The organism is Pseudomonas sp. C 49-2, assembly GCF_003970195.1.
Taxonomy (GTDB): domain Bacteria; phylum Pseudomonadota; class Gammaproteobacteria; order Pseudomonadales; family Pseudomonadaceae; genus Aquipseudomonas; species Aquipseudomonas canadensis.
On record NZ_RXYG01000005.1, the window covers coordinates 112329 to 134183 of the forward strand.

General features: G+C 60.8%; 17 protein-coding genes and 1 pseudogene. 12 read left to right on the top strand and 6 right to left on the bottom strand.

The annotated features are described in order from the left end of the window. Positions 1-77: 77 nt before the first annotated feature. The 6 genes from EJ576_RS11670 (at position 78) to EJ576_RS11695 (ending at position 6708) form a co-directional block, all read left to right on the top strand. Positions 78-2279: a hypothetical protein gene (locus EJ576_RS11670; RefSeq protein ID WP_126570407.1), complete on the top strand. Its 2202-nt coding sequence runs from the start codon at positions 78-80 to the stop codon at positions 2277-2279. A gap of 97 nt (positions 2280-2376) precedes the next feature. Continuing rightward, the gene (locus EJ576_RS11675) at positions 2377-3345 is read left to right on the top strand and encodes a LysR family transcriptional regulator (protein ID WP_028618911.1); all 969 of its coding nucleotides are present in this window, start codon (positions 2377-2379) and stop codon (positions 3343-3345) included. 62 nt (positions 3346-3407) lie between these two features. Then, positions 3408-4382 carry a D-glycerate dehydrogenase gene (locus EJ576_RS11680; RefSeq protein WP_028618910.1) on the top strand — a complete coding sequence of 325 codons (975 nt, stop codon included), beginning with the start codon at positions 3408-3410 and terminating at the stop codon, positions 4380-4382. A gap of 93 nt (positions 4383-4475) precedes the next feature. Then, on the top strand, positions 4476-5378 hold the full coding sequence (locus EJ576_RS11685) for a chemotaxis protein CheV (protein WP_016974976.1): 903 nt from the start codon (positions 4476-4478) through the stop codon (positions 5376-5378). Continuing rightward, positions 5375-5857 carry an N-acetyltransferase gene (locus tag EJ576_RS11690; RefSeq protein ID WP_126570408.1) on the top strand — a complete coding sequence of 161 codons (483 nt, stop codon included), beginning with the start codon at positions 5375-5377 and terminating at the stop codon, positions 5855-5857. Before EJ576_RS11685 ends, EJ576_RS11690 begins: the two co-directional genes overlap by 4 nt. Positions 5858-5964: 107 nt before the next feature. Continuing rightward, positions 5965-6708 carry a YkgJ family cysteine cluster protein gene (locus tag EJ576_RS11695; protein ID WP_126570409.1) on the top strand — a complete coding sequence of 248 codons (744 nt, stop codon included), beginning with the start codon at positions 5965-5967 and terminating at the stop codon, positions 6706-6708. Here the strand turns inward: EJ576_RS11695 and EJ576_RS11700 are convergent. The 4 genes and pseudogenes from EJ576_RS11700 to EJ576_RS11710 all read right to left on the bottom strand — a co-directional run bounded on the left by EJ576_RS11700 (position 6686) and on the right by EJ576_RS11710 (position 9545). Beyond that, positions 6686-7753 (bottom strand): methyl-accepting chemotaxis protein, encoded by a 1068-nt coding sequence (locus EJ576_RS11700; RefSeq protein WP_371923941.1) that lies wholly within the window; start codon positions 7751-7753, stop codon positions 6686-6688. The genes EJ576_RS11695 and EJ576_RS11700 overlap by 23 nt on opposite strands. Before the next feature lie 234 nt (positions 7754-7987). Then, positions 7988-8269, bottom strand: a pseudogene (locus EJ576_RS30210) (PAS domain-containing protein); the annotation flags it as partial. Between the two features lie 107 nt (positions 8270-8376). Further along, positions 8377-9147 carry a transporter substrate-binding domain-containing protein gene (locus tag EJ576_RS11705; protein ID WP_126570411.1) on the bottom strand — a complete coding sequence of 257 codons (771 nt, stop codon included), beginning with the start codon at positions 9145-9147 and terminating at the stop codon, positions 8377-8379. A gap of 164 nt (positions 9148-9311) precedes the next feature. Beyond that, positions 9312-9545, bottom strand: a complete 234-nt coding sequence (locus EJ576_RS11710; RefSeq protein ID WP_126570412.1) for a hypothetical protein — start codon at positions 9543-9545, stop codon at positions 9312-9314. Between the two features lie 217 nt (positions 9546-9762). Between EJ576_RS11710 and EJ576_RS11715 the strand changes: the two genes are divergently transcribed. From EJ576_RS11715 to EJ576_RS11740, 6 genes are all read left to right on the top strand, one after another. Then, positions 9763-10929, top strand: a complete 1167-nt coding sequence (locus tag EJ576_RS11715; protein ID WP_126570413.1) for an efflux RND transporter periplasmic adaptor subunit — start codon at positions 9763-9765, stop codon at positions 10927-10929. After that, positions 10926-14015, top strand: a complete 3090-nt coding sequence (locus EJ576_RS11720) for a multidrug efflux RND transporter permease subunit (RefSeq protein WP_126570414.1) — start codon at positions 10926-10928, stop codon at positions 14013-14015. Before EJ576_RS11715 ends, EJ576_RS11720 begins: the two co-directional genes overlap by 4 nt. A 26-nt stretch (positions 14016-14041) precedes the next feature. Beyond that, entirely contained in the window at positions 14042-14719 is a 678-nt protein-coding gene (locus tag EJ576_RS11725) for a heavy metal response regulator transcription factor (protein ID WP_028618902.1), read from the top strand. Beyond that, positions 14709-16073: a heavy metal sensor histidine kinase gene (locus tag EJ576_RS11730; RefSeq protein ID WP_122723810.1), complete on the top strand. Its 1365-nt coding sequence runs from the start codon at positions 14709-14711 to the stop codon at positions 16071-16073. The genes EJ576_RS11725 and EJ576_RS11730 overlap by 11 nt, the downstream gene beginning before the upstream one ends. Before the next feature lie 350 nt (positions 16074-16423). After that, positions 16424-17746 (top strand): OprD family porin, encoded by a 1323-nt coding sequence (locus EJ576_RS11735; protein ID WP_123478212.1) that lies wholly within the window; start codon positions 16424-16426, stop codon positions 17744-17746. 86 nt (positions 17747-17832) lie between these two features. Continuing rightward, positions 17833-19326 (top strand): sensor domain-containing diguanylate cyclase, encoded by a 1494-nt coding sequence (locus EJ576_RS11740; RefSeq protein WP_123478210.1) that lies wholly within the window; start codon positions 17833-17835, stop codon positions 19324-19326. Between the two features lie 262 nt (positions 19327-19588). Here EJ576_RS11740 and lpxC read toward each other — a convergent pair whose 3' ends face one another. Together lpxC and ftsZ are read right to left on the bottom strand one after the other, a co-directional pair. Next, the gene (gene lpxC, locus EJ576_RS11745; protein WP_003171886.1) at positions 19589-20500 is read right to left on the bottom strand and encodes a UDP-3-O-acyl-N-acetylglucosamine deacetylase; all 912 of its coding nucleotides are present in this window, start codon (positions 20498-20500) and stop codon (positions 19589-19591) included. A gap of 112 nt (positions 20501-20612) precedes the next feature. Continuing rightward, positions 20613-21818: a cell division protein FtsZ gene (ftsZ, locus tag EJ576_RS11750; RefSeq protein WP_016974964.1), complete on the bottom strand. Its 1206-nt coding sequence runs from the start codon at positions 21816-21818 to the stop codon at positions 20613-20615. Between the last annotated feature and the right edge of the window lie 37 nt (positions 21819-21855).

A 21855-nucleotide genomic window follows, 5' to 3' on the forward strand; every position in this document is an offset into this window, starting at 1 on the left:
CAGGAGCATTCCCCTACAGCGAGCTCGATCATCCGCCAGCAGAGTAGCGAGCATTCCCCCCCTTCTGGAGTGCCTGAATGTTTTCAGCCGTCAGCACACAACCCGTCGTAGCGTCGATACCTTCGTCCTCACAAGAACCCGCTGACGCGCTGAGCAGACAGCTACATCGTTCGCTTGAGCGCCTTCCCCCCGGTAGTCGCCCCCTGCAACGTGATGCGCGCTGGGTCGCCGACCTTGTGCTGGAAAAGCTGGCGCCCCTTGCAAGCTTTCATCGTGATCGAGCGGCGATTGAGGCGCTGTACCAAAAACTATCGACCAGCGAGCCAAACCTGGAGGTGTCGGTCGAGGAGCTATCGGACTACTACGCGTTGTTCAAAAAAGCCGAACACGAGCTTCGCCGACATCGCACGGACAATACGCCGAACATCGAAGCCGACTACACCCTGTGTCGTGCCCTCAAATGGCAGTTTCGAGCAGCCGTCAGCGATGTCAGACATCAGCGCCTGACACAACAGTTATTGCCGGCACTTGCTTATGTTCGCAACGGCGGCGAACGCAGCAACCACCGTCAAATCGGCTACAACTACGCGTTGGACCCAATGCTGCAGAACAGTACCGGGCCCCAACTGACAGTCGACTCTCGTCTGGAAATCAGTGCCGACCAGCGCGTCAAAAGCACGCGCGCCATCAGCCTGAAAGCCCAGTTGAAATCGTCGACCGATGAGCAATTTCAGACCCGCAGTCAACTCGGTATTGGCTATGTATCGTCTAACGAGTACGCAAACCTGGAACAGTATGCCGATGCCCGCAGCCATTCCGTGCGCACCTCTCTAAGTGAGAGCCTTCGTCGCACCGTAAAACACCTGCCCAATTTACTGCGTGACAGCCACAGCTTGCAGAGACACCTCGCCTACTCAGCGCTCAGCCAACCTTATGTCAGGGACACCCTGTCCAGCGCCGGCCTGACCGATGTTGAATTACCTAGCGTGGGGAATACCTCCCAACCGCTTATCACCGAAAGAGGTATCACTCTGCTTGCGAGTAACAAGGTGACAGTGGATGTCTTCGACACTCTGAAGATCAACACCACCTTTAAGCCAACCCTACAACACACTCACCGACATAGAACCCTGGATATCCTGGGCCTTTACGAAACAGCTCCTGAACTTGCACAACTTCGTCTGGCCTCGCACAAACACTACAACGATGACCCTGTGACACTGTTAACCGACATCAAAAGCCATATAGCCACCAGCAGCAAACAATTCACCCAACGGATCTGCACACCCGTGCCAGCGTTCAAGTTCAGCACCGCCCCGCACTCAAGAAACAAACAAGCCCAATCATTGTTGGAGCGCTATGTGCTGCTTAAGACACAATCGCGTCTCGATGAGCAACAGGGTAAGGAAATACGTACGCTGATCCAGCACAACCGTGCACACCTGCGACCCGACGCACTCAATGTCCACAAACTCACAGCTCGTGCCCAAATACTAAGTTTCTCTGCCGGAATAATGGCCTCTTCGCAGACCGAAACAGGCAAAGGCATATCGATTGAAGTCAGCCATCGCAAGCTCGACGATCCACACCTGAGCGGTGATTACCTGACAATCGATATCGCCCCTTTAAAGTCCCGGGAAATCGTAAAGAAAATGTTGCGCCAAGTACTTTCCTTCATTGGCGAGCAGACGTTCGACTGGGAAACCCTGATCCGTTCAATCAGCGAATCGCTGCTTGATCCCGTCAGGCCGTCTGCCACCCAAGTACTGGTCAAAATAAAGCACGGTCAACCGGTGATGTTGTATACCCGGCACACGGTAGTCAAAAACCGCGACTTGGAGCTGCCCAGGCCGTTTGCACAGATCAGTGGAATAGAGGCGCAGTCGTTGCGCGCTCGGCAGACCTTGCGCAACGAACAGCTGGGCTGCGAGTCGTTGGATCACGTCTTGCCAATCGCCCGCCGCTATCTGGAAAATCCAGATGAACGGCCGGGCTGGGACGATTACGTAGAACAGCACACCGATGATTTTCACACCTTGCTCGATACCCTTGGCGGGCAGGCTCACGGTACGATGCTGACCGCAGAGATTGACGCGCTCAAACGCATCAGCCCGGCACTCACCCGAGCCGCAGACGCCCTGATACAAGAGGCCCACACCGCCCTTGAAGCCCCTACCCGCGCAAATCGCGCCAGCGCACAGGCGGCATTTAATCACTTACTAAGAGAATATATGCCGCACTACGGGGCTAAAGTCCGTGAGGCCTGGACCTTGTCCTGATTTTCCGCCAGCGATGTCCGGGGAGAGCAGCGCCCAGCGGATACACACCTGCGCGCAACTTCATGTCACAATTTGGCATCTCCCTTGAGAACACTCCATGGACACTTTGCAAAACATGCGCGCCTTCAGTTGCGTGGCCGAAGCCGGCAGCTTCACCGCCGCCGCCGTGCAACTGGATACCACCACGGCCAATGTGTCGCGCGCGGTCTCCAACCTTGAGGCCCATCTGCAAACCCGCTTGCTCAACCGCACCACCCGACGCATCGCGCTGACCGAGGCCGGCAAACGCTATCTGCTGCGCTGCGAGCAGATCCTGGCCTATGTCGAGGAAGCCGAGGCCGAAGCCAGCGACGCCCACGCGCGCCCCGCGGGGCAGTTGAAAGTGCACACCATGACCGGTATCGGCCAGCACTTCGTCATCGATGCGATTGCGCGCTACCGCCGTACCCACCCGGACGTGACCTTCGACCTGACCCTGGCCAACCGCGTGCCGGACCTGCTCGATGAGGGCTACGACGTGTCCATCGTGCTGGCCAGCGAGCTACCGGACTCAGGCTTCGTGTCCCAGCGCCTGGGCATCACCTACAGCATCGCCTGCGCCTCGCCGGATTACGTCAAGGCCAAAGGTTGCGCGCAGCGCCCACAGGACTTGCTCAACCACGCCTGCCTGCGCCTGGTCAGCCCGGTGATCCAACTGGACAAATGGACCTTTAACGGTCCCGAAGGCCAGGAAAGCGTGGCGATCAACACCTCGCCGTTCCTGGTGAACTCGGCCGACGCGATGAAAACCGCGATCACCAGCGGCATGGGCGTCGGCCTGTTGCCTGTGTACGCGGCCATCGAAGGCCTGCGCAACGGCACCCTGGTGCGAGTAATGCCCAACTACCGTTCCCAGGAACTGAACCTGTACGCCATCTACCCGTCGCGCCAATACCTGGATGCGAAGATCAAGACCTGGGTGGAATACCTGCGCGGCTCGCTGCCGGAGATTCTGGCAGCGCACCAGGCGGAACTGGTGGCGTATGAGTTGAGTGGCAGCCTCAGCGGCGCGCGGATGGCCAACTGACAAGCGGCAGCAGGAATGTTAGCGTGCTTGGCATTCTTCCGTAGTCGATGAGCCCGCCTGCAATGAAAAAGACTGTCCTCGCCTTCAGCCGCGTCACCCCGGAAATGATCGAACGCCTGCAACAGGACTTCGAGGTGATCGCGCCCAACCCCAAGCTGGGCGACATCAACGCTCAATTCAATGAGGCCCTGCCCCACGCCCACGGCCTGATCGGCGTGGGCCGTAAGCTGGGGCGCGAGCAGTTGCAGGGCGCGAGCAAGCTGGAAGTGGTGTCCAGCGTGTCAGTGGGCTATGACAACTACGATGTGGCGTACTTCAACGAACGCGGGATCATGCTCACCAACACCCCCGACGTGCTCACCGAAAGCACCGCCGACCTGGCCTTTGCTTTGCTCATGAGCAGCGCCCGTCGGGTCGCCGAGCTGGACGCCTGGACCAAGGCCGGCCAATGGAAAGCCAGCGTCGGCGCGCCGTTGTTTGGTTGCGATGTACATGGCAAAACACTCGGCATCGTCGGCATGGGCAACATCGGCGCGGCCGTGGCCCGGCGTGGGCGCCTGGGTTTCAACATGCCGATCCTGTACAGCGGCAACAGCCGCAAGCCGGCACTGGAGCAGGAGCTGGGCGCGCAATTTCGCAGCCTGGATGAGCTGCTGGCCGAGGCAGATTTCGTGTGCCTGGTGGTGCCGTTGAGCGACAAGACCCGTCATTTGATCAGCACCCGCGAACTAGGGTTGATGAAGTCCAGTGCGATCCTGATCAACATCTCCCGTGGCCCGGTGGTCGACGAACCGGCGCTGATCGAAGCCCTGCAAAACCAGCGCATCCGTGGCGCCGGGCTGGATGTGTATGAGCAGGAACCATTGGCCGAGTCGCCGCTGTTCCAACTGAACAATGCCGTGACCTTGCCGCACATCGGCTCGGCCACGAACGAAACTCGTGAAGCCATGGCCAACCGCGCCCTGGACAACCTGCGCAGCGCCCTGCTGGGCCAACGTCCGCAGGACCTGGTGAACCCGCAGGTGTGGAAGGGCTGACACCCACCTATCCCCCCGGCTCCTACAGTTTTGGTTGCATAGGTCGATAACCTTCCATAGAAGATCGTCATCCCTGATCCACAGAAGGTTTTTATGTCCACCACCAAAGCCCGCGCAGACTCACTCTCGCTTCTGCTCTTTACCTTGCGCAGCGGCAAGCTGATGGCGATCAACCTGCTGAAAGTCAGCGAAATCATTCCCTGCCCGCCGCTGACCAAGCTGCCGGAGTCTCACCCCCACGTCAAAGGTATCGCCACTCTGCGCGGCAACTCGCTGGCGGTGATCGACCTGAGCCGCGCCCTCGGCGAAATGCCCCTGGCGGACCCTGACGGCGGCTGCCTGATCGTCACCGACGTGAGTCGCTCCAAGCAGGGCCTGCATGTGCAAGCCGTGAGCAAGATCGTGCATTGCCTGACCACCGACATTCGCCCGCCGCCCTACGGCTCCGGTGGCAACCGCGCGTTCATCACCGGGGTCACCCAGGTGGAAGGCGGCCTGGTGCAGGTGCTGGACATCGAGAAAGTCATCCACGGCATCGCCCCGGCACCGATCGAAGCGGCGCCGACCGACCTGACCATGGAAGAGGCCGAAGTGCTCGGCAATGCACGCATCCTGGTGGTGGACGACAGTCAGGTCGCCCTGCAGCAATCCGTGCACACTCTGCGTAACCTTGGCCTCACCTGCCACACCGCGCGTAGTGCCAAGGAAGCCATCGACGTGCTGCTGGAGCTGCAAGGCACGGTCGAGCAGATCAATGTGGTGGTGTCGGACATCGAAATGTCGGAAATGGACGGCTACGCCCTGACCCGCACCCTGCGCGAAACCCCGGACTTCCAGCACCTCTATGTACTGCTGCACACCTCCCTGGACAGCGCGATGAACAGCGAAAAAGCCCGGCTGGCCGGCGCCGACGCAGTGCTCACCAAATTCTCTTCGCCGGAGCTGACCAAGTGCCTGGTGGTGGCCGCGCAAACGGTGGCGCAAAAAGGCCTGTGAGCGAATATTTCCAACTGCTGCGCCGCGACCTTATCGGTAGCCTGCCCGCCCCGCAGTGGCCGCTGGGCACGCAGTTGGAACATTACCGTGACGACCTGGCCCCGGCGATTCACGCCGTATTGCGCCTGACCCAGGATCAGGGCGGCGGTCGCGTGCCCAACCTGGAAACCTGGCAGCAGCAGTTCACCACCGATGCCGAGTTCGACCCCACGCTGTGCCTGGTGGCCAGCAACGACGACGGCATTCTCGCCGTGGCGCAGTGCTGGACCAGCGCGTTTATCAAGAACCTCTCCGTTCACCCCTGCGCCCAGGGCCAGGGATTGGGCCGCGCATTGCTGTTGCACTGCTTCCACGCCTTCAAGCAACGCGGTGAACCCTATGTGGACCTCAAGGTGTTGGAGAGCAACCTGCGTGCCCGCCAACTGTACGAAAGCGCGGGCATGAAACTTGTCCTGCGCGATGTGGTGCCACAGGACTGACAGGCACTGGCGTGTTACTTGCTTACAGAGAGCGAATCGGTGAACAGAGGTAAAAACCCGTCACCGTTCTTGCGTGCCCTCTGACCTAGCCTGGTGACAGATCCGCCATGAATACTCAATTTTCCTGCGTCGGTTGCGGCAAATGCTGCTCCGACCACCACGTGCCCCTGACCCTCGAAGAAGCCCGGATGTGGGCGGCGGACGGCGGTAACGTCATCGTTCTGGCGGAAGGTTTCCTGGTCAATGGCCTGGGGCTACCCCAGCAGCAACGCGAACATGCCGAGCGCCGTTCGGTAGTGGTGCCCAGCGGCAATACCGAGGCGTTTGTGGCAATCACCTTTGCAGCCTATAACGCCGGACGCTGCCGGAATCTTGACGAAGACAACCGGTGCCGCATCTATGAGCGTCGCCCGTTGGTGTGCCGCATCTATCCGATGGAAATCAACCCGCATATCCCGCTGAACCCCGCCGCCAAGGACTGCCCGCCGGAGTCCTGGGAACAGGGCCCGGCGCTGATCGTCGGCGGTGAGCTGATGGACCAGGACCTGGCTGAACTGATCCGCCGCTCGCGCCAGGCCGACCGCGACGATGTGCAGACCAAGGAAGCGGTGTGTGCCTTGCTGGGCATTCGCACCACGGCGCTCAAGGGTGATGGCTTTACCGCTTACTTGCCGGACATGGGCGCATTCGCCCAGGCGATTGAGTTGGCGGTGAGTCAGCCGTCCGTGGCCAATGAATGGGTGTTCCATGTGTCGGGGCTGGACATCGCCGAGCAGGTGCTGGATGCCGGGGCGCAGATTGCCACCGAAGTGCCGGCCAACTATGCGTTTATCCCGTTACGCGCGGCTTAGACCAGAATTCTCTCGCCAATTGACGCAGATCCTCCGCCAACGCCGCCACATCGCTTGAGCTGAGCTGGCTTTGCTGCCCGGCGCTGACGGTGGCCTCCCCGGCGTTCCGAATGCCGACGATATTGCGGTTGATGTCTTCACTCACCGCGCTCTGCTCTTCCACAGCTGTTGCGATTTGCTGGCTCATGGCGGTGATTTGCGTGACGCGCTGGCTGATGCCATCCAGCGCGGCGGCGGCACGTTGTGCTTGTTCGACGCTGGCTTCGACGTGCTCGCTACTCTGGGCCATGGCCTGCACCGCATCACGGGCGCCGCCTTGCAGGGTGCTGATCATGCGCTGGATTTCATCGGTCGATTGCTGCGTGCGCTGCGCCAGTCCGCGCACTTCATCCGCCACCACGGCAAACCCGCGCCCCTGCTCACCCGCGCGCGCCGCTTCGATAGCGGCATTCAGCGCCAGCAGGTTGGTCTGCTCGGCAATCGTGCGGATCACCTCCAGCACGCCGCTGATCTCGCCGCTGTGGTTTTCCAACTGGTGGATCACCTCAGTGGCACGCGCCAACTCCTGGGACAGGCGCAACACGGCATCACGGCTTTGATCCACGCGCTGATGGCCTTCGCGGGTTTCGCTGCCAGCCTGGTCGGCAGCCTTGGACGCCTGCTGCGCGTGGTTGGCCATTTCGGCCACGCTGGCGGCCATCTGGTGGATCGCCGCCGCCACTTGGTCGGTCTGGGTTTGCTGACCCAGGCTACTGGCGTGGCTGCTGTCGAGGTGCCGCACCAATTGCGCGGCATGGCCGGACAGGCGCTGAGAGGCATCGCCGATACGGCCCACCACGGCGCCCACCTGGGCTTCGAGCATGTGCAGGGCAAACTCGATCTGCCCACACTCGTCACGACGTCCGGTATAGATCGCCTGGCTCAGGGGATTGTCGGCGATGCGGCGCGCCCGTTCTTGCAACTGGGCCAGGGGCCGCAAGATCGCCCGCACACCCATAGCCCCAACCGCACATCCCGCCAGAAGCGTGGGTAATTGCCAGGCCAACGCGTATTCCGCCAGGCCCAGACCCAACGCCCAGGTCGCACCACAGGTGACGGCGACCCAAGCCACCAGTTTCGTGCCTATGCCGATGGCCGTCCCCGTCGCACGCTTGCCGGCTCGCAAGCGCGCGTAGGCCCGCTCTGCCAGGGTAATCCTGCGGGCATCCGGCTTGGTACGCACCGATTGATACTCCACCGTCGCTCCGTCGCGGGTCACCGGCGTGGCATAGGCGCTGACCCAATAGTGATCGCCGTTCTTGCAACGGTTTTTCACCATGCCCATCCACGAACGCCCGCCCTTCAGGGTTTGCCACATATGGGCAAACGCCTCGGACGGCATATCCGGATGGCGCAGGACGTTATGCGGCATGCCCAGCAGCTCGTCGTGGCTGTAACCGCTGATGTCGATAAAGTCCTGGTTGGCGTAGGTAATCGCGCTGGTCAGGTCGGTGGTCGAAAGGATATTGGCGTCGGGGGCAAAGTCCACATTCCGACCGGTGACCGGCAGATTGATCTTCATGGAGAAGCGCGCTCGTGATTGTTGGAGGAGTCGGCAGGGCGTCGACTCTAAGCGCACCGGAGGGGCAAATACTGATCCAGCTCATGTTCCGCGCGATTAATTGGCCATCATTGTGGGTCCAATCGATAAGGTGCAAGGATCCGTTGGTATTCACCATTGTGCTTGAGCTGTTCGAGGGCGCGGTTGAGCTCAGTACGCAACGCAGTGTCCGTGTTGCGCAATGCGATCGCGATGCCGTCGCCCAGTAGCTCAGCGGAAACAGCAGGGCCCAGGAAGTCGAAATCCGCGCCGGCAGCAGTGTCGAGCAGTACGTTGCGGATTTCCACGGGGCCCTGCAGTGTCGCATCGATATGGCCTGCCACCAGGCTACGGACCAGTTCGTCGTTGAGCCAAAAACTTCTGATGATCACACCTTCCCGAGCCCACTGAGACAAGGCAAAGGCTTCGCGATTACTCCCTAGCAAAACGCCGACACGCTTGCCTTTGAGTGACGTTGTAGTCGGCATGAGGCCCGAGGCCCGGTGCGCAACGAGGCGCGTGGTGACCGGGTAGAGGTTATCGGTGAAACTCACCCGGCGGCGCCGTTGAGGTGTGGAGGCAATGCCCATGATTGCATCGAATTTCCGGGCGTCCAGGTCGTTGAAGTTTTCGACCAGCACCTGATCGATCCAGGTACAGCGCACATTCAATTGCTGGCACAGGGCATTACCGAGCTCGATGTGCATGCCGACCAGTTGCCCTTGCGGATCGCGACTCTGGAAGGGAGGGAACAACGCGGCAACCGCAAAACGGATTTCGCGCCGTGGTTGATCAATGCCTGCGACGGCATCCACCGCGAGCAATAGGACAAGCGCTACACAAAGGTGTATCAGGGCCACAGAAAACGTCCTTTTCCGGAAAGAGCACCCTCCGCTCAGGCCCGATACGAAACCAGGGCAGAGCGGAAGCTGTGCAAGCTTTCAAGAAACGGTCGCATGCCTACAAGCAGAAACATCGACGGGAGCTGTAGGCAACATCCGCCAAATATTACAACCGATTAATCTTAACGTTTACCCATTGAGCGACGGGTGCCCGGCGGGGCCATGCCCGGGGACTTGGTGTGGCCGTTCTTGGCTCCATTCTTGTACCAGGGCTGGGCGGCGTTCTTGGCCCCAGCCAGTTCACCCGGTTTGAAGGGAAACTTGAACGCCGGGATCTCGGCTTTTTCAACGCCTTCGGCGCTGGCCGGAGCGACAAGGTCGGCCGCTTCAACAGGGGGTTGTGTCGGGGAATTCATAGGGGCTCCGGCGCGGGTATTGGTGTAAAAGCGCGAGTATAGCGGGGCCGGAGGGCCAAGCGGTAAGCTTCAAGCGGCAAGTTTAAAGCACTAGCTGTCATGGCTGTCAGTTTGACGTCACGATCCTGACCGGGTCGCCGCGCTATAAAGCTTTTATCCAAACCTCAACTTGCAGCTTGCAGCTTGAAACGTGCAACTGCGCCTCTGGTGTCCTTCGATGCACATTCAACGAAAAACCGCCCTGATCGTGGGGGTCCTCGTGGTGTTGGCCGTTGCAACCTGGGCACTGACCCGACCGGCCAAGTCCAAACTGGCGGCACCCACCGCGATTCCGGTGCGGGTGGTGAGCGTGGCGCAGCAGGACATTCCGCGCTTTGTCAGCGGGATCGGCTCAGTGTTGTCGCTACACAGTGTGGTGATTCGCCCGCAAGTGGACGGCATCCTGACTAAATTGCTGGTCAAGGAAGGCCAGTTGGTCAAGGCCGGTGACCTGCTGGCGACCATCGATGACCGCTCGATCCGCGCCAACCTTGACCAGGCCAAGGCCCAACTGGGCGAAAGCCAGGCGCAGTTGCAGGTAGCGCTGGTCAACCTCAAGCGCTACAAGGAATTGAGCGTCGACGACGGCGTGTCCAAGCAGACTTATGACCAGCAACAAGCCCTGGTCAACCAGCTCAAGGCTACCGCGCAAGGCAACCAGGCCGCGATCGATGCGGCTCAGGTACAACTTTCCTACACGCAGATTCGCTCGCCGGTCAGCGGCCGCGTCGGTATTCGCACCGTGGATGAAGGCAACTTCTTGCGCACCGCCGATACCCAGGGCCTGTTTTCCGTGACCCAGATCGACCCGATAGCCGTCGAGTTCTCCCTGCCGCAACAAATGCTGCCCACCTTGCAGGGCCTGATCGCAGCGCCCACAAAAGCCAGCGTCGATGCCTACCTGGGCGCCGACACCGATGGCCAGACCGGCGACTTGCTCGGCGAAGGTCACCTGAGCCTGATCGACAACCAGATCAGCTCCACCACCGGCACCCTGCGCGCCAAGGCCGAATTCAACAATGCCTCGCAGCGCCTGTGGCCTGGGCAACTGGTGACCATCAAGATCCAGACCGCCCTCGACAAAAACGCCTTGGTGGTGCCACCGACCGTCGTGCAACGCGGCCTGGACTCGCATTTTGTGTACCGGGTCAACGGTGACAAGGTGGACGTGGTGCCGGTGCAAGTCACCTACCAGAACAGCGACGTGAACATCATCAAGGGCGTACAGGCCGGCGATGTGCTGGTCAGTGACGGCCAGTCGCGACTCAAGGCCGGCGCCCAGGTGGAAGTCCTCAAGGAGCCACCGCAGGTGATCCAGACCGTCGATGCCAAGGTGCAGCCATGAGCCGTTCGCCGTCAGCCTGGTGCGTCGACCACCCGGTCGCCACCCTGCTGCTGACCTTTGCCCTGGTGCTGCTCGGGCTGATTGCCTTCCCGCGCCTGGCAATCGCCCCACTGCCGGAAGCGGAATTTCCGACGATCCAGGTCACTGCCACCTTGCCCGGCGCCAGCCCGGACACCATGGCCTCGTCCGTGGCCACGCCGTTGGAGGTGCAATTCAGCGCCATCCCCGGCATGACCCAGATGACCTCCAGCAGTGCGCTGGGCTCAAGCTTGCTGACCCTGCAATTCACCTTGAACAAAAGCATCGATACTGCCGCGCAGGAAGTACAGGCGGCGATCAACACGGCGTCCGGCAAGCTACCCAGCGATATGCCGAGCCTGCCGACCTGGAAGAAGGTCAACCCGGCGGACAGCCCGGTACTGATCCTCAGCGTCAGCTCCAACAGCATGCCCAGCACCGAACTGAGTGATTACGTGGAAACCCTGCTGGCCCGGCAGATCAGCCAGATCGACGGGGTCGGCCAGATCAACATCACCGGCCAGCAGCGCCCGGCAATCCGCGTCCAGGCATCGCCGGACAAACTCGCCGCCATCGGCCTGACCCTGGCCGATATCCGTTTGGCCATCCAGCAATCGAGCCTCAACCTGGCCAAGGGCGCGATCTACGGCGAGAACAGCGTGTCGACCCTGTCGACCAACGACCAATTGTTCCACCCGGAGGACTACGCGCAGTTGATCGTGTCCTACAAGGACGGGGCACCGGTTCAACTGAGGGATATCGCCAAGGTCATCAACGGCTCGGAAAACGCCTACGTACAGGCCTGGTCCGGCGACACACCCGGGGTCAACCTGGTGATCTCGCGCCAGCCCGGCGCGAACATCGTCGAAACCGTGGACCGCATTCAAGCCGAGCTGCCGCGCCTGCAAGCCATGCTGCCGGCGTCGGTGCAGGTCAGCGTGTTGACCGACCGCACCAAGACCATCCGCGCGTCGCTGCATGAGGTGGAAGTGACGCTGCTGATCGCCATCCTGCTGGTGGTGGCGGTGATGGCGCTGTTCCTGCGGCAGTTGTCGGCGACGATGATTGTGTCCAGCGTGCTGGGCGTATCGCTGGTCGCCAGCTTTGCATTGATGTACCTGATGGGCTTCAGCTTGAACAACCTCACGCTGGTGGCGATCGTGATCGCCGTAGGGTTTGTGGTGGACGATGCCATCGTGGTGGTGGAAAACATTCACCGCCACTTGGAAGCCGGGCTCGACAAGCGCGAAGCGGCGATCAAAGGCGCTGGTGAAATCGGCTTTACCGTGGTGTCTATCAGCTTCTCGCTGGTGGCAGCGTTTATTCCCCTGTTGTTCATGGGCGGCGTGGTCGGCCGGTTGTTCAAGGAGTTCGCCTTGACGGCCACCTCGACCATCCTGATTTCGGTGGTGGTCTCGCTGACGTTGGCACCGACACTCGCCGCGCTGTTCATGCGCGCGCCCACTCATCATGCCCACGACAAACCCGGTTTCAGCGAGCGACTGCTGGCCGCCTATGCACGCAACCTGCGTCGTGCGCTGGCGCATCAACGCAGCATGGCGGCAATTTTCGTGGTGACCCTGGCCTTGGCCGTGGTCGGCTATGTGTTTATCCCCAAGGGCTTCTTCCCCGTGCAAGACACCGGTTTTGTGCTGGGCACCAGCGAAGCGGCGGCCGATGTGTCCTACCCGGACATGGTCGCCAAGCACAAAGCCCTGGCCGAGATCGTCAAGGCCGACCCGGCGGTGGAAGCGTTTTCCCATTCAGTGGGTGTGACCGGCAGCAACCAGACCATCGCCAATGGCCGTTTCTGGATCGCCTTGAAGGACCGCGGCGACCGCGATGTGTCCGCCAGCCAGTTCATCGACCGTATCCGCCCGAAACTGGCAAAGGTGCCGGGCATCGTCCTGTACCTGCGCGCCGGCCAGGACATCAACTTGAGCTCCGGCCCCAGCCGCGCCCAGTACCAGTATGTGCTCAAGAGCAATGACGGCCCGACGCTCAATACCTGGACCCAGCGCCTCACCGAAAAACTGCGCGCCAACCCGGCGTTTCGCGACCTGTCCAACGACCTGCAACTGGGCGGCAGCATCACCCACATCAGCATCGACCGCCAGGCCGCCGCGCGCTTTGGCCTCACCGCCACCGATGTGGACCAGGCGCTGTACGACGCGTTCGGCCAGCGCCAGATCAACGAATTCCAGACCGAGATCAACCAGTACCAAGTGGTGCTGGAACTCGACACCCAGCAACGCGGCAAGGCCGAAAGCCTCAACTACTTTTACCTGCGCTCGCCGCTGACCAACGAGATGGTGCCGCTGTCGGCGCTGGCCAAAGTCGATCCGCCCACCGTGGGACCGCTTTCGATCAGCCATGACGGCATGTTCCCGGCCGCCAACCTGTCGTTCAACCTGGCACCGGGTGTGGCCTTGGGCGACGCGGTGATCATGCTCAACCAGGCCAAGAATGAAATTGGCATGCCAACCACCATCATCGGTAACTTCCAGGGTGCGGCCCAGGCATTCCAGAGTTCGTTGGCCAGCCAGCCGTGGCTGATCCTGGCGGCACTGGTGGCGGTCTACATTATTCTCGGCGTGCTGTACGAGAGTTTCGTGCACCCGTTGACGATCATCTCCACCTTGCCGTCAGCGGGGTTGGGCGCGCTGATCATGCTGTCGCTGATGGGCCAGGACTTTTCGATCATGGCCTTGATCGGCCTGGTGCTGTTGATCGGTATCGTGAAGAAGAACGGCATCCTGATGATCGACTTCGCCCTCGACGCCCAGCGCGTGCGTGGGTTGCCACCTGAAGAGGCGATCTACGAAGCCTGCGTTACACGGTTCCGGCCGATCATCATGACCACCCTCGCCGCCCTGCTTGGCGCGGTGCCGCTGATGCTCGGCGCCGGCCCCGGTGCGGAAATGCGCCAGCCGCTGGGTATCGCGGTGGTCGGCGGCCTGCTGGTGAGCCAGGCACTGACGCTGTTCACCACACCGGTCATATACTTGTACCTTGAGAAGTTTTTCCACCGGCCCAAACCAACGCCTGCGTTGGCGACCACAGATTGAGGCCCGGCTCTGGAGCAAAAAGGCTCATGCGCATTCTGATTATTGAAGATGAAGAAAAAACCGCGGATTACCTGCACCGCGGCCTGACGGAACAAGGCTACACCGTCGATGTGGCCCGCGAAGGCGTCGAGGGTCTGCACCTGGCGCTCGAAAACGACTACGCAGTGATCGTGCTCGACGTGATGCTGCCCGGCCTCGACGGCTTTGGCGTGCTGCGCGCCTTGCGCGCGCGCAAACAGACGCCGGTGATCATGCTGACCGCTCGCGAACGCGTGGAAGATCGTATCCGTGGCCTGCGCGAAGGCGCCGACGATTACCTAGGCAAGCCGTTTTCTTTCCTGGAACTGGTCGCCCGCCTGCAAGCCCTGACCCGTCGCAGCGGTGGGCATGAGCCGGTGCAGGTGACCGTCGCCGACCTGTGGATCGACCTGATCAGCCGCAAGGCCAGCCGCAACGGCCTGCGCCTGGACCTGACTGCCAAGGAGTTCTCGCTGCTCAGCGTATTGGCGCGGCGCCAGGGTGAGATCCTGTCCAAGACCGCGATTGCGGAGATGGTCTGGGACATCAATTTCGACAGCGACGCCAACGTGGTGGAAGTGGCAATCAAGCGTCTGCGCGCCAAGCTTGACGGGCCGTTCGACACCAAGCTGCTGCACACCATCCGGGGCATGGGGTATGTGCTGGAGAGTCGAAGTGCCAGTTAACTCCATTGCCCTGCGCCTGAGCAGCCTGTTCACCCTGGTGGCGGCGCTGATCTTCCTGTTGATCGGCGGCGCGCTGTATCAACAGGTGGACCGCAGCCTGGGTTTGTTGCCGGGCGCCGAGCTGGATGCGCGCTACAGCGTGTTGGAGTCCTCGGTAAATCGCTTTGGCACGCCGGACCATTGGGTGAAGATGCAGGCCAAGCTCAAGCTGTTGGGCGAGGAGGACAAACGCATCCGCTTCTGGGTAGTGAGCAGCGATCCGAACTACGAATACGGCAACCCCGACGCACAGATCCGCGCCTTTGCCGAGGGGCCGACGGGCAAGCGCGACCTGCGCCTGCCGGGGCGCGAATATCCGCTCAAAGTGCTGGTGAGCCAGTTCCCGGCCAAGGATCAGCGCCCGCCGCTGCGTTTCATGATCGCCATCGACACGGAAAATTTCCGGGCGACCCAGCACCACCTGCTGGTCGCGTTGGTCAGCCTGGCGCTGGTGGGTGTGGTGCTGGCGTCATTGCTGGGATTCTGGGTGGCGCGCATCGGGCTCAAACCCTTGGGCAAGCTCTCGGATGAGGCGCAGAAGCTCGCACCACCAAAACTGTCTGGCCGCCTGCAGCTGTCGCCGCTGCCGCCGGAACTGAGCCAGTTCGTCAACTCGTTCAACTCTACGTTGGACCGCGTCGAGCAGGCCTATTCGCGCCTGGAGTCGTTCAACGCCGACGTGGCCCACGAACTGCGCTCGCCGCTGACCAACCTGATCGGCCAGACCCAAGTGGCCCTGACCCGCGGACGGTCGGCCGAGCATTACTTCGAGGTGCTGCAATCCAATCTTGAAGAACTGGAGCGCCTGCGTTCGATCATCAACGACATGCTGTTCCTGGCCAGCGCCGACCAGGGCAGCAAGGCCACCAAGCTGATCGAAAGCTCCCTGGCCGACGAAGTGGCGACTACCCTCGACTACCTGGACTTCATCCTCGAAGACGCGCAAGTCGAGGTGCAGGTACGCGGCGATGCCACGGTGCAGATCGAAAAAGCCCACCTGCGCCGTGCCCTGATCAACCTGCTGAGCAATGCGGTGCAGCACACCGCGCCTGGGCAGGTGATCGTGGTGAATATCGAGGTGCAAGAACATCAAGTGGCGATCGGCGTAACCAACCCCGGCGACGTCATTGCCAGCGAACACTTGCCACGCCTGTTCGAACGGTTTTATCGGGTGGATGCGTCACGCAGCAACAGCGGCGCCAACCATGGCCTGGGGCTGGCCATCGTCAAGGCGATTGCCTTGATGCACGGTGGTGATGTGTTCGTGCGCAGTGAGGGCGGCGGCAATACCTTTGGCATCACTTTGCCCGTCTGACACTGCCGGCGATGGCGGTGTTCGGGTCGACGTGTGCATTACTGACCCACCGCTATCGCCGGCAAGCCGGCTCCCTCAGGGACCGTGGTGTGTTTGTTGCGATTTGGGCAACAGTCATTATCTTGTTACACTCTGTATCGTACCGCTCACCTGCGTTAATTTGACGCATCGATGAGCGCGACGGCAAAGGCAGTCTCCGCTTACCCGAATTTCCCTCGACTTTTTTCCAGGGCTCTACACTGGGAATCTGTCTTAAAGCCGCTGACTTCAGCGGCTTTTTTTTGCCGTAAAAAAGGCCAGGCACACCCAACGACATTGGCCGTTTTCGATTGACCAAAGGAGCTCCACCGGTGAAGAACTCGCTGACGTTCACCCCGTTATTCCTCGCGATTGCAGCAACGATTGCCCCCCTCGCCCACGCGGCAGACGCCACCCCCGCCGACGGTTTCGTCGAAGGTGCCCACCTCAATATCAACACCCGCAACTACTACATGAACCGCGACCGTCGCGACATCCACACCGATGACAGCAAGGAATGGGGCCAGGGTTTCATCGGCACCTTCGAATCCGGCTACACCCAGGGCACCGTCGGCTTCGGCCTGGACGCCCATGCCATGCTCGGTCTGAAGCTGGACGGCGGTGGCGGTACGGATGGTTCCAGCATCCTTCCGTACGGCAGTGGCAACGGTAAGGCGCCCGGCTCGTTCTCGACGGCGGGTGGCGCTTTGAAAATGCGCGCGTTCGATACCGAGTTGAGGGCCGGCGACCTGTTCCTCAATAACCCAGTGATCGCCGGCGGCGCAACCCGCATGCTGCCGCAGACCTTCCGTGGCGTGAGCCTGACCAACCACAGCCTCGACGGCTGGATGTTCGAAGGTGGCCAGGCCAGCTTCACCAAGCTCTACAACCAGAGCGGCCACCGCCGCATTGGCACCAGCTATGGTGCGCTGCCCAGCAATACCGATAGCCAGCACATGAACTGGGCCGGCGTGTCGTTCAGCGGCATCGACGGGCTGACCAGCAACCTCTACGCCTCCGAGCTCAAGGACGTGTGGAACCAGTACTACTACGACCTGGACTACACCTATGTGGTGAACGAGATGATCAGTCTCAACCCCGGCCTGCACTACTACCATACCCAGGACACCGGGCAGTCGCTGCTGGGGGATATCGACAACAACACCTACAGCCTGCACTTCACCGTGGACGTCGGCCATCACAGCGTCACGGCCGCATACCAGCGGGTCAACGGCAACACACCGTTCGACTACATCGCCCAGGGCGACAGCGTGTACCTGGACAACTCCCAGCAGTACTCCGACTTCAACGGTCCCAATGAGCGCTCGTGGAAACTCAAGTACGCCTATAACTTTGGCGGCCTGGGCCTGCCCGGCCTGACCTCGGCCGTGTCCTACATCAGCGGCAAGACCGACCTGACCAAGGTCGACCCGCAAAGTCGTGGCTATAGCGCGTGGTACAGCGCCGACGGTAAAGACGCCAAGCATTGGGAACGGGACATCGACCTGAAATACGTAGTGCAGGGCGGCAAGGCCAAGGACCTGGCGGTGCGCCTGCAATGGGCGGTCAACCGTGGCAGCAATGGTTACTCGGCGGTGGATCGGGATGTGGATGAATACCGGGTGATCGTCGACTACCCGATCAACGTGTTCTGACAGACGTCTTTTTCTTTATAACCAGGTATTTAATTTTCATCGGGTAGAACTAAACTGCCAGCATCCTCACCGCTGAAGTCTGCCCGATGAGTCCACGCCCTGTTCGTACCTCACCCGCACATCCTGAGTTGTTACTGATGCTGGGCAGCGGGCTCAGCGTTGCCCTGATTGTGATCATTGTCGCGGTGCTGTTGATTCGCGAACACGCCAGCACGCTTGAGGCGGCCAAGCGATCTACCACCAATATCGCCCAATTGATCAACGCCGACGTGCTGCGTAACGTCGAGCTGTATGACCTGGCGCTCAACGGGCTGATTACGGCCACGCAACGTGAAGACCTGTCCCAGGTTGCCGCCAATATCCAGCACTTGGTGCAGTTTGATTTATCCACGGCGGCGCCTTTCAAAGGTGAGGTCTTGCTGCTGGATGCCAACGGCAAGGTTATCGCCGACTCCTCCACACTGCGGCCCACGCCACGTAATTTTGCCAGCCGCGATTATTTCCAGGTGCATGCCAAGGACGCCAACGCCGGCCTGTTTATCAGTCGACCCTTCAAGATCCATTGCGACTGCGACCAGGTCTGGCGCATGGCATTCAGTCGACGTGTGTCGGGCCCCAAGGGGGAGTTTGTCGGCGTAGCGGTCGCGACCATGCGCCTGGCGTATTTCGACCAGCTCTTCAACACCCTGACCATCGGCAACGGCAGCAGCGTCAACCTGCTGAACAACAACGGCATTCTCCTGGCCCAGCAGCCGCTGCTCGAACGCGACATGATCGACAAGGACCTGAGTGACCGGCCTAACTTCAAGCGAATACTGCGCGACGGAAGCGGCAGCTTTCAGGCGATCTCTGCCATCAGTGGTAAAGAGCGCCTGTATACCTTTACCAATGTCGGTGCCCTGCCGCTGATCGTGGTGGTTGCATTGTCCAGCGAGGACGTATTCGCGCCCTGGAGACGCGCGGCACTGCTGACCAGTGGTGCCACCGGGGTGCTCTGCGCCGGTTTGTTGTGGCTGACCTGGTTGCTACGCCGGGAACTGCGACGGCGGCGTCGCGCTGAACGAGTACTGTCAGAACTGGCAGCCACCGATGCGTTGACCGGCCTGGCCAACCGGCGCGTTCTGGATGAACGCCTGCGCCTTGAGTGGGACCGCGCTCAGCGCTCCACCGAGCCGCTGACGGTGCTGATGATTGACGTGGACCACTTCAAGGCCTTCAACGACCGCCACGGCCATCACGGTGGCGACGACGCGTTGCGCAGCGTGGCCCAGGTGATCGGCAGCAACATCCGCCGACCGGCCGACCTGGCCGCACGTTATGGCGGCGAAGAGTTTGCGGTGGTGCTGCCGGTGACCGACGCCAAGGGCGCCTGGGTGATCGCCGAGCACATCCGCAGCGCCATCGAGCACTTGCCCAAGGTGGCAGGCGATGACCAGCCGATTACGGTGAGCATTGGCATGAGCACATGGGACAAGCGCAGTCGCCTGTCGCTGGAGGCGCTCCTGCTGAGTGCGGATCAGGCGCTCTATGAAGCCAAGCACACCGGGCGCAACCGTATCGTGGATGCTTCGGTCCTTTAATGAACACGGCGTTTCTGTGGTGAGCGGGCTTGCCCCGCGCTGGGGCGCGAAGCGGCCCTAAAAACAGACGCCGCACTTCTTCAGGCTGAACCGCGCTGGCAGTACTGAGGCCGCTCCGCAGCCCAGCGCGGGGCAAGCCCGCTCACCACAACAAGCCCGCTCACCACAATAGGCCCGATCGCCACTAAGCACCCTAAAATTCAGGCATAAAAAAAGGCCACCCGAAGATAGCCTTTCAAAACTAAAGAAAGAGAGTTGTTACTTACACCGCCGCAACGGGACGCATGTAAGAGATCGGTGCGGTGCTGGCATCTTCGAAGGTCACGACTTCCCAAGCGTCTGTCTGCTCAATCAACTTGCGCAGCAGCTGGTTGTTAAGGGCGTGGCCCGACTTGAAGCCTTTGAACTCGCCTATCAGGCTGTTGCCCAGCAGGTAGAGGTCACCGATTGCATCGAGGATCTTGTGCTTCACGAATTCGTCTTCGTAGCGAAGGCCGTCTTCGTTCAGTACACCATCCGCGTCGACCACAATGGCGTTTTCAACGCTGCCGCCGAGTGCGAGGTTGTGCTTGCGCAGGTACTCGATGTCACTCATGAAACCAAAGGTACGGGCGCGGCTGACTTCTTTTACGAACGAAGTGCTGGAAAAATCCACGCTTGCACTTTGGGTGCGGTCACGGAATACCGGGTGATCGAAATCGATCTCAAAGCTCACTTTAAAGCCTTCGAACGGGACGAAGGTGGCGCGCTTGTCGCCGTCTTCTACTGTCACTTCCCGCAGAATGCGAATGAACTTCTTGGCTGCGTCCTGTTCTTCCAGGCCGGCAGATTGAATCAAGAATACGAAGGGTCCAGCGCTGCCATCCATGATCGGGACTTCGGACGCGGAGAGCTCGACGTAGGCGTTATCGATGCCCAGGCCAGCCATGGCCGAGAGCAAGTGCTCCACCGTATCCACTTTGACGTCACCGTTGACCAATGTGGTCGACATCGTGGTTTCGCCAACGTTTTCCGCGCGAGCAGGAATCTGCACCACAGGGTCCAGGTCGGCACGAACAAACACGATGCCGGTGTCGACAGGTGCAGGTTTGAGGGTCAGGTATACCTTCTCCCCGGAGTGCAGACCTACACCTGTGGCACGGATAATATTCTTCAGGGTGCGTTGTTTAATCATGGCTTGGACCGCTTGAGCGCAAATTGCGAACTGGTATCAACAAAGGCTGGCGATAATAGCAGACCAGACCTTTGCTGAACACCAATCACCTTCATAGCCCTGATACATTCCATTAATCGGCCTGACGACGCAAGAATGCCGGGATGTCCAGGTAGTCCAGGTCATCTTGCGGATTCGGGCTACGGGACGCCGCAGCACCGGCCTGAGCCTGGTTGCGCATCACGGTCGGACGGTCCAGATCACGGTAGTTCACCGACGGCAGTTCCTGGCGCGAAGGCGCTGGAGCGGCAGCCGCTTGGCTGGCGTGGCTGGCTTGGGCGTTGTGCAGGGTGTTGTCGATCACCTTCACAGGCTTCTCGATTTTTGCACCCAGGCCGGTCGCAACCACGGTTACATGCAGCTCGTCGCGCATGTCCGGATCGATCACGGTACCGACTTTGACCATCGCGTGCTCGGAAGCGAAGGCTTCGATGATGCTACCCACGTCGGAGTACTCACCCAGGGACAGGTCAGGACCGGCGGTGATGTTCACCAGAATGCCGCGTGCACCTTGCAGGTTCACGTCTTCCAGCAACGGGTTGCGGATGGCCGCTTCGGTGGCTTCACGCGCACGGTTCGGACCGCTGGCGCAGCCAGTGCCCATCATCGCCATGCCCATTTCGCTCATCACGGTGCGTACGTCGGCAAAGTCGACGTTGATCATGCCTGGGCGCTTGATGATGTCGGAGATACCGCGAACGGCACCGGCCAGTACATCGTCAGCCTTGGCGAACGCGGACAGCAGGCTTGCGTCCTTGCCCAGGATAGTCAGCAGTTTCTCGTTGGGGATGGTGATCAACGAGTCGACGCTTTCAGACAGCAGACGGATACCTTCGTCGGCAATCTGCATGCGCTTGCGGCCTTCGAACGGGAACGGACGGGTCACGACAGCGACCGTCAGAATGCCCATTTCCTTGGCCACTTCGGCAATGATCGGCGCAGCACCGGTACCGGTACCGCCGCCCATGCCGGTGGTGATGAACACCATGTTGGTGCCTTGCAGCACTTCAGCAATACGCTCGCGGTCTTCCAGCGCGGCTTGACGGCCGACTTCCGGGTTGGCGCCAGCGCCGAGGCCCTTGGTCACGGCTGTGCCCAATTGCAGGATGGTCCGCGCGCCGATACTTTTCAGCGCCTGGGCATCAGTGTTGGCGCAGATGAATTCAACGCCTTCAATGTTGCTTTTGACCATGTGGTTGACAGCGTTGCCGCCGCCACCGCCGACACCGATCACTTTGATGACCGGGCTTGCGGGGATGTTGTCTACGAGTTCGAACATGTTCCCTCTCCTTTCGTTTTCTCTAGTTTTTTCGCCT

Bases quoted from the DNA above. Each gene is read 5' to 3' on its own strand.
- EJ576_RS11675 (WP_028618911.1), top strand. From the start codon at position 2,377: ATGGACACTTTGCAAAACATGCGCGCCTTCAGTTGCGTGGCCGAAGCC.
- ftsZ (WP_016974964.1), bottom strand. From the start codon at position 21,818: ATGTTCGAACTCGTAGACAACATCCCCGCAAGCCCGGTCATCAAAGTG.
- EJ576_RS11670 (WP_126570407.1), top strand. From the start codon at position 78: ATGTTTTCAGCCGTCAGCACACAACCCGTCGTAGCGTCGATACCTTCG.
- EJ576_RS11685 (WP_016974976.1), top strand. From the start codon at position 4,476: ATGTCCACCACCAAAGCCCGCGCAGACTCACTCTCGCTTCTGCTCTTT.
- EJ576_RS11695 (WP_126570409.1), top strand. From the start codon at position 5,965: ATGAATACTCAATTTTCCTGCGTCGGTTGCGGCAAATGCTGCTCCGAC.
- EJ576_RS11680 (WP_028618910.1), top strand. From the start codon at position 3,408: ATGAAAAAGACTGTCCTCGCCTTCAGCCGCGTCACCCCGGAAATGATC.
- lpxC (WP_003171886.1), bottom strand. From the start codon at position 20,500: ATGATTAAACAACGCACCCTGAAGAATATTATCCGTGCCACAGGTGTA.
- EJ576_RS11720 (WP_126570414.1), top strand. From the start codon at position 10,926: ATGAGCCGTTCGCCGTCAGCCTGGTGCGTCGACCACCCGGTCGCCACC.
- EJ576_RS11725 (WP_028618902.1), top strand. From the start codon at position 14,042: ATGCGCATTCTGATTATTGAAGATGAAGAAAAAACCGCGGATTACCTG.
- EJ576_RS11740 (WP_123478210.1), top strand. From the start codon at position 17,833: ATGAGTCCACGCCCTGTTCGTACCTCACCCGCACATCCTGAGTTGTTA.
- EJ576_RS11715 (WP_126570413.1), top strand. From the start codon at position 9,763: ATGCACATTCAACGAAAAACCGCCCTGATCGTGGGGGTCCTCGTGGTG.
- EJ576_RS11710 (WP_126570412.1), bottom strand. From the start codon at position 9,545: ATGAATTCCCCGACACAACCCCCTGTTGAAGCGGCCGACCTTGTCGCT.